Source organism: Arthrobacter sp. H14 (assembly GCF_000520495.1).
GTDB lineage: Bacteria > Actinomycetota > Actinomycetes > Actinomycetales > Micrococcaceae > Arthrobacter_C.
In genome coordinates this window covers 31,496-38,429 of record NZ_KI914697.1, presented here as the reverse complement: position 1 = coordinate 38,429, position 6,934 = coordinate 31,496, and the positions used below count along the sequence as shown (strand labels likewise).

General features: G+C 63.4%; 7 protein-coding genes. 4 read left to right on the top strand and 3 right to left on the bottom strand.

The window, feature by feature from the left end; all coding sequences use genetic code 11:
* The coding region (gene dacB, locus Y707_RS0120120) for a D-alanyl-D-alanine carboxypeptidase/D-alanyl-D-alanine endopeptidase (RefSeq protein WP_253905283.1) at positions 1-1,569 on the bottom strand (1,569 nt) is incomplete at its 3' end.
* A gap of 76 nt (positions 1,570-1,645) precedes the next feature.
* Here dacB and Y707_RS27880 point away from each other — a divergent pair.
* The 3 genes from Y707_RS27880 to Y707_RS0120105 all read left to right on the top strand — a co-directional run bounded on the left by Y707_RS27880 (position 1,646) and on the right by Y707_RS0120105 (position 3,679).
* The gene (locus Y707_RS27880) at positions 1,646-2,161 is read left to right on the top strand and encodes an inorganic diphosphatase (RefSeq protein WP_051442249.1); all 516 of its coding nucleotides are present in this window, start codon (positions 1,646-1,648) and stop codon (positions 2,159-2,161) included.
* A gap of 48 nt (positions 2,162-2,209) precedes the next feature.
* Positions 2,210-2,995: a hypothetical protein gene (locus tag Y707_RS27875; protein ID WP_051442248.1), complete on the top strand. Its 786-nt coding sequence runs from the start codon at positions 2,210-2,212 to the stop codon at positions 2,993-2,995.
* Between the two features lie 72 nt (positions 2,996-3,067).
* Positions 3,068-3,679, top strand: a complete 612-nt coding sequence (locus tag Y707_RS0120105; RefSeq protein ID WP_026536398.1) for a hypothetical protein — start codon at positions 3,068-3,070, stop codon at positions 3,677-3,679.
* 1 nt (position 3,680) lies between these two features.
* Here the strand turns inward: Y707_RS0120105 and Y707_RS0120100 are convergent, their stop codons facing one another.
* Positions 3,681-4,508: an HAD family hydrolase gene (locus Y707_RS0120100; protein ID WP_051442247.1), complete on the bottom strand. Its 828-nt coding sequence runs from the start codon at positions 4,506-4,508 to the stop codon at positions 3,681-3,683.
* Between the two features lie 110 nt (positions 4,509-4,618).
* Positions 4,619-5,908 (bottom strand): serine--tRNA ligase, encoded by a 1,290-nt coding sequence (serS, locus tag Y707_RS0120095; RefSeq protein WP_026536396.1) that lies wholly within the window; start codon positions 5,906-5,908, stop codon positions 4,619-4,621.
* A gap of 137 nt (positions 5,909-6,045) precedes the next feature.
* Here serS and Y707_RS27870 point away from each other — a divergent pair.
* Positions 6,046-6,934: diacylglycerol/lipid kinase family protein (locus tag Y707_RS27870; RefSeq protein ID WP_051442246.1), on the top strand; the 889-nt coding region annotated here is incomplete at its 3' end.

Genomic DNA, 6,934 nt, shown 5'->3' with positions numbered 1-6,934 from the left:
GGCAAGAATTGCCGCGGCCCGGTCCAGCGCGTGCTCGTTGGCGAGACTGACCGATCCAAGTTCATTGCCAATGAAGGAGAAGACAAGCAGGCGCCCTTGGGCCGTGACCACGTACCCGGAAAGTGCGAGCACTTCATTCAAGGTGCCCGTTTTCGCCCGTACCAAGCCTGCCCCGGCCAGTGCTGGGTCCTTCGTGTAACGGTCGGAAAGCGTTCCGGTCAGGCCGGCGATGGGGAGCCCATCACGGACAGCCGCCAGATCCGGGTCTTCGGTATTCACGATGATCCGCAGCGTCGCCGCCAGCTGGGCCGTGCTGACCCGGTTCGCCGTGGAAAGACCACTCGAATCGGCCAGGACGAGCCCGGTCGTATCCACGCCGAGGCGCGCGATAGTCTTCTCGATCGTCTTTGTGGATCCATCGAACGACGCCGGACGTCCCTTGGCAACGGCGGCCATCCGGCTCAGCGTCTCGGCCAGGTAATTGTCCGAGGTTTCCAGCATGAGTTCGACCTGCTCTGCAACGGTGGCGGACTCGACGGCGGCGAGTACGGTCGGGGCGTTGGCGCGGCCGGAGCTTCCGTCGGGAGCCGCGGTCGAAGAGTCATTACCATCGGCAGGTTCACCATCCGCGGATCCCCGGCTGACGCCGCCGGCCACCTTGATGCCTGCCTCTTTCCCGGCTTTCCGCAACGCATCGGCAAACGTCCTGCCTACATGCAAGGCTGAGTCCTGCGGGCGTGCCCCAAACCGCTCCGCCGGCGAATAGCGGCCGGAATTCAACGCCATCGGAAAGATCGGCGCCACCTGCCCGGCCTGCAGGTCGCCCGCCAGCCAGACCTCATGGGCGGGCCTGCCCGTGAACAAAGTGTCATCCACCTTGACGGTCATTTTCCCGGTAACGCCCTCCTGCACGAGGGACGCGACCGTCTGTTCGGCCAGCGTCGCCAGACCGGCATGACCCATAACGGCATCCGGATCGGACTCCCCCGCCGCCAGTAACACATCGCCGCCCCCGACCAGGGTCAGCTCGCGCGGATCCTCCCCCTGCACCACCGTGGTACTGAACCGGTGCTCCGCCCCGAGGGCATCGAGGACCGTGACGGCGGTCAGCAGTTTGGTGTTCGACGCGGGCACCCGCGGCTGGTTCGCGCCGTCGTCGTAAAGCACTTTGCCGGTGAGCGCATCCCGGACGACGCCGGTGAATCCACCCTCCCCGGCGGCGATCAGTGCCGCATCCAGGCGTTTCGCCAGAACCCCGCGGCCCGGCATTGGCGCAGTTTCGGACAGCTCGGTTACGGCGGTCATCGCCGAGACTTCGGACGGTGGCCGCTGCGCCTTGGGGATCTTCGGTTCGACGACGGGAGCGTCAGGTTCGATCGCGTCGACGACGGCCGGCCCAAGGTAAAGCCCGACCGGTATGACCAGCGCCGCCAGCACCACCGCGAGCAGGACGCCGGTGAAGAACTTTCCCGCGGTTCGCATCACGCCCCGGTGCCGGGAATTGCGGAGATCATGGCTTACAAATTCCTTGGTGTGCGAGACTCGAGTGCTGGATCTGAACTTAGGCACTATATCTTGGATAGTAGAGCGGCGTCTTCTCCGGCGCCGGATTCCAACGCCCACGACGCCTCAAAAGGAGCGCCCCATGAAGTTTGACATCACCATTGAGATCCCCAAGGGCTCAAAGGTCAAGTACGAGATCGATCATGAGACGCACCGGCTGCGCCTGGACCGCATCCTCTTCACCTCCATGCAGTACCCGGCACACTACGGCTACATCGAAAACTCCCTCGGCGAGGACGAAGACCCGCTGGACGCACTTATGCTGCTCGACGTCGACCTTGTTCCCGGTGTGCTGGTGGAAGTCCGGCCGGTTGGCGTGTTCAACATGACCGACGACGGCGGTGGCGACGCCAAGGTGCTGACCGTTCCGGTCGACCCGCGTTTCGACCACATCCAGGAACTCTCCGACGTCTCGGACTTCGTGCTCGACGAGATCAAGCACTTCTTCACCAAGTACAAGGATCTGGAGCCGGGCAAGTGGGTCGAAGCCGCCGATTGGGAGGACCGCGCCGCCGCGGAGGCCGAGGTTGAGGCTTCCTTCAAGCGCTTCCACACCGAGGGCGACTCCGCCGAGGACGTGCAAGGCCGCGACCGCTGAAATTCCTTGCTGCAAGGTTTCAACTGAAGTATTGGAGGGCTTTCGACGATGAGTGAAATCCCAAACGGGTGGACCGACCGTGACCTCGAAGCCGCCAAGGCCGTGCTGGCCGTCAGCGGCAACGACGAACAGTCATTGCCAACCCTGACCGACGAGGAGATCGTCGCGCTCGACGGCGTCGGACGCGACCAACTGGTGGCGCTGCCGTTTCTGGAGGAGCACCAGGACCAGATCCAGTTCGCCGGCAATGTGGCGCTGCGGTCCCTGCTGGTCAAGGGTCTCGCCTATCCCGAGGTGGCGGAAGGCGAGGCCGAACCGGCCAAGCTGAACGCCAGTGAGGACATCACCGGCATCATTATGCTGCGCCGGACGGGGCAGCGCCTTGTTGCCGCGGAGCGGACCACGGGCAACGGAAAATACTGGCTCTACGGCTACGTGCATGGCGACGACATCCTCGAGGAAGAAGTCAACGACGTCGGCATCCACGCCTTCAGCGTCTATCCGGCGGAGAGGTTTGCGGACCGGTTGGCTATCCTGGCCGACCCGGCTGAGCAGACGACCGAAGACGGCGAGACGGTGGAGCTGAACCAGGAGCAGTTCGAGGCCCGGGCCGCGGAACTGCTGGGCGATACCCGCGCGATCACAGTGGTGACCGGTATCGCGCAGGAAAGTGAGTCGGTGGACAACACCACCTTCTACGCCTCCACCGGCAACGTGCACGGTTTGGAAATCCGTCAGCAGGACGAGGAGACGCTGTACCGGATCGCACCCGTCTCACGGGAGTCGATGATTTCCCGCCTGCAGACGGTTATTTCCGGTTCCGGGAGCAAGTAGCTCCGGGCGGCGCGAACTCGCCAGACAACCTAAATCGGTTGTTTTCGTCCCTGCAGTACGCATACTGGTGCTATGTACGTTGTCACCATGGACCAGCGCAATTCGCGCGACGTCGGTGACATGGTGCCGCAGTTGGTCCGCCAGCTGCGGCATATCCCTGCCGTGATTGAATTCCAACGCTCGGTCAGCGATGAGGTGCAGGGCGTGACCATCGACGCGGCGGATGCCATTACAGCGGCGCTGTCCGCATTGCGCGGCGGCTCCTGGTCGGTGGGCATCGGCGTCGGGCGGGTGGATGATCCGCTGCCGGAAAGAATCGTCGAGGCCTCCGGCTACGGAATGGTTTACTCGCGCCGGGCGGCAGAACGGGCGCTGAAGATCCATGACCAGGTTCCGCTGGCCGTTGAGGGGCTGGAGCGGGACCTGGCCGCCGAATCAGAGGCAGTGCTGCGCCTGTTGGGACGGATTGTCGCCGTTCGCTCCCAGTCTGAATGGAACGTCGTCGACCTGATGATTCCCGGAGTGCGCGGCCAGCAGAAAGCCGTCGCCGCGGAGCTCGGGATCACACCACAGGCAGTCAGCAAGGCCGTGGTGCGCTCCCTCTGGCAGGAGGAATGGGCGGCCCGCCCCGCTGCCGCCCGCCTGCTCGGTCTGCTCGACAGCCGGCGCGAAATCCTGATCTAACTTACAGGAGGCGTCGGAGGACCTTTGCTGCGCCGTCGTCGTACACCGATGTGGTGACTTCAGAAGCGGCGTCGGCAACTTCCGCCGGGGCCTGCCCCATGGCAATCCCGCGGGCGGCCCAGCTGAGCATTTCGACGTCGTTACGCCCGTCTCCGATGGCCACTGTCCGCGACGGGTCGATGTTCAGATCCTGGCGGAGGTTCTCCAAGGCGCTGGCCTTGGTGACGCCGGAGGCCGCGATATCCAGCCAGGCGGTCCAGCCCACCGAGTAGGTCACTCCGTCCAAACCGGCTGAATGGATGGCACGGGAAAAATCGTCCGGCTCGGTTTCCGAGCTGAACACCACGACACGGACGGCGGTGGTGTCAAGCAGGGTGTTGAAGTCGACGGCCTTGGCCTCGATGCCGAAGCTGGCGTCCTGGAACCGTTCTGTGGAGAGAAAGTTTCCCTCGTTATCCTCGAGCGCGTACTTGGCAGCCGGCAGCTTTTCCCGCAGTGCCATCAGTGCTCGTTTCGGATCGAAGGTAACCCGCTTGAGAACCTCATATCCGTCCGGCAGATCCATGTCGATCCGGAGCGTGACACCGCCGTTGGAGCAGACGCTGTAGCCGCTCGTCATCCCGATTTTCTGGATCACCGGCAGGGTTGCATTCAGCGACCGCCCGGTGGCGATCATGACTTCATGTCCCGCCTCGACGACGGCCTGCGCCGCTTCGCGGACTTGCTCGCTCATCCGGCCTTCATGATCGACGAGTGTGCCGTCCACATCCAGGGCTATGAGCTTTTTATTGTTGGTGGTCACGCGGGTTTTCTCTGCCCCCGTTCTCATCTGCGTCTTCGTCTGCAGGTCTTCGATGCCTGCCCTTGTATCTGTTGTCATCTACCAAGTGAATCAGAGACTTTCCCGATTCGGTAGGATTTCGCTCACATAAAGCGCCCCTACAGCACCGGAATGACCTTCACACCGCCCATGTACGGACGCAGCGCTTCCGGAACAATTACGGAGCCGTCCGGCTGCTGATGCGTTTCCAAAATGGCGACCAGCCACCGTGTGGTGGCCATGGTCCCGTTGAGCGTTGCGACCGGGCGGGTGCCCTTCGTCGCAGCTCCACCCTCGCCGGGAATGCGTTCCCGGATGTTCAGCCGGCGGGCCTGAAATGTCGTGCAGTTCGAAGTCGAAGTCAGCTCCCGATATGCGCCTTGGGTGGGAACCCACGCCTCGCAGTCGTATTTTCGCGCCGCGGAGGTTCCGAGATCGCCGGCCGCGGTGTGGATGACCCGGTAGGACAATTCCGCCTTGGCCAGCATTTCCTCTTCCCACGCCAGCATCCGCTGGTGCTCGGCCTCTGCGTCTTCAATCCGGACGTAGGAGAACATTTCGACTTTATTGAACTGGTGGACGCGGATAATGCCGCGGGTGTCCTTGCCGTGTGAGCCGGCTTCACGGCGGTAGCAGGAGGACCAGCCGGCATAGCGGACTGGGCCGTTGGAGAGGTCGAGGATTTCATCCCCGTGGTAACCGGCGAGTGCCACCTCCGAGGTCCCCACCAGATACAGGTCGTCCTCTTCGAGGTGGTAGATCTCGTCTGAATGCTCGCCGAGGAAGCCAGTGCCCGCCATGGTCTCCGGACGGACCAGCGTCGGCGTGATCATCGGCGTGAAACCATGCGAGATTGCCTCATCCAGGGCGAGCCTCAGCAAGGCGATCTCGAGGCGCGCGACCATGCCCTTGAGGAAGTAGAACCGGGCGCCGGAAACCTTGGCACCGCGTTCCATGTCGATTCCCCCAGTCAGCTCGCCCAGCTGCAGGTGGTCTTTCGGTTCGAATCCTTCGGCGCCGAAGTCGCGGGGTTCTCCGACATGGCGCAGCGTCTCGAAGTCGTCCTCGCCGCCGGAAGGCACACCCGGCTCGATAACGTTGGACATGCTGCGCACCAACGCGTCCTGCTCCGTCTTGGCCTGATCCGACTCCGCCTGCGCCGCCTTCACTGAACCCGCCAGTTCCTTGACCTCGACCAGCAGAGCCTGCTTCTCTTCGCCCTTGGCCACCGCCACCTTCTTGCCGAAGGCGTTCTGCTCGGCCCGCAGTGACTCAAACCGGTTCAGTGCCGAACGGCGGGTCGAATCCGCGGCGATGATGGCATCAACAATCGACTCATCGGCCATACGGGCACGCTGGGACGCGCGGAAGAGGTCGGGGTTCTCGCGGAGTTCATTTACGTCGATCACTGTCCAAGACTATCGAATCGGCACGACGATTCCGCCGTAGACGATTAGCTGCGGATTCACAGCCGGGTTCAGGGCCGGGGTTCAGGGCCGGGGTTCAGGGCCGGGGTTCAGGGCCGGACGGCTATTGTTGTAGAACCATGGATACTTGGATTCTCGCGCTCATAGGTTGCGCCGTCGTCGTTATCGCAGCGGCCAGCTGGTACGGCGTGCGGAAGCTGCGCCAGCCCGAGCCTGATCCGGATCCGGCGGTGCGGTCACTGTCCTCCGACCGCGAAAAGCAGCTCGTCGCCGTTGTCATAAATCCCATCAAGACCAACGCCGCGAGGGCACGCAGGATCATCATCCGGGAGTGCGAACTTGCAGGCTGGCCGGAGCCAATGTTCCTGGAAACCAGCAAGGATGATCCGGGCAAGGCGATGACAGAGGAAGCCCTGGCCCGGAAGGCCGACGCCGTTATCGCCTGCGGTGGCGACGGCACCGTACGTGTGGTCGCCGAGACCCTCGCCGGCACCGACGTGACGCTCGGGCTCGTGCCGCTTGGCACCGGCAATCTGCTGGCCCGGAACCTTGAAATGAATGTCACAGACCTGGACGGCAGTATTGCCACCGCTTTGTTCGGCGACGATCGCCGGATCGATACCGGCACGATCACGTTGGAAAGCTCCGAGACCGGAGAAAAAACCCGGCATGCCTTCCTGGTGATGGCCGGCATCGGATTCGACGCCAAAATGGTCGCCGATACCCGTGACGACTTGAAGAAGAACGTCGGGTGGCTTGCCTACGGTGAGTCGGGTGTCCGGCATCTGCCCGGCCGGCGGACCAAGGTCAGCATTTCGCTCGACGACGAACCTGAGCAGCAGCGGCGCGTACGCAGCGTGCTCTTTGGCAACTGCGGGCTGCTGCCCGGCGGAATCGACTTCATTCCCAATGCCGTGATCGACGACGGCATTATGGACGTGGTTGTAATGAGTCCGCGCAGCGCCATTGGCTGGCTCGCGATGGCCGGGCAGGTACTCTTTAAACCAC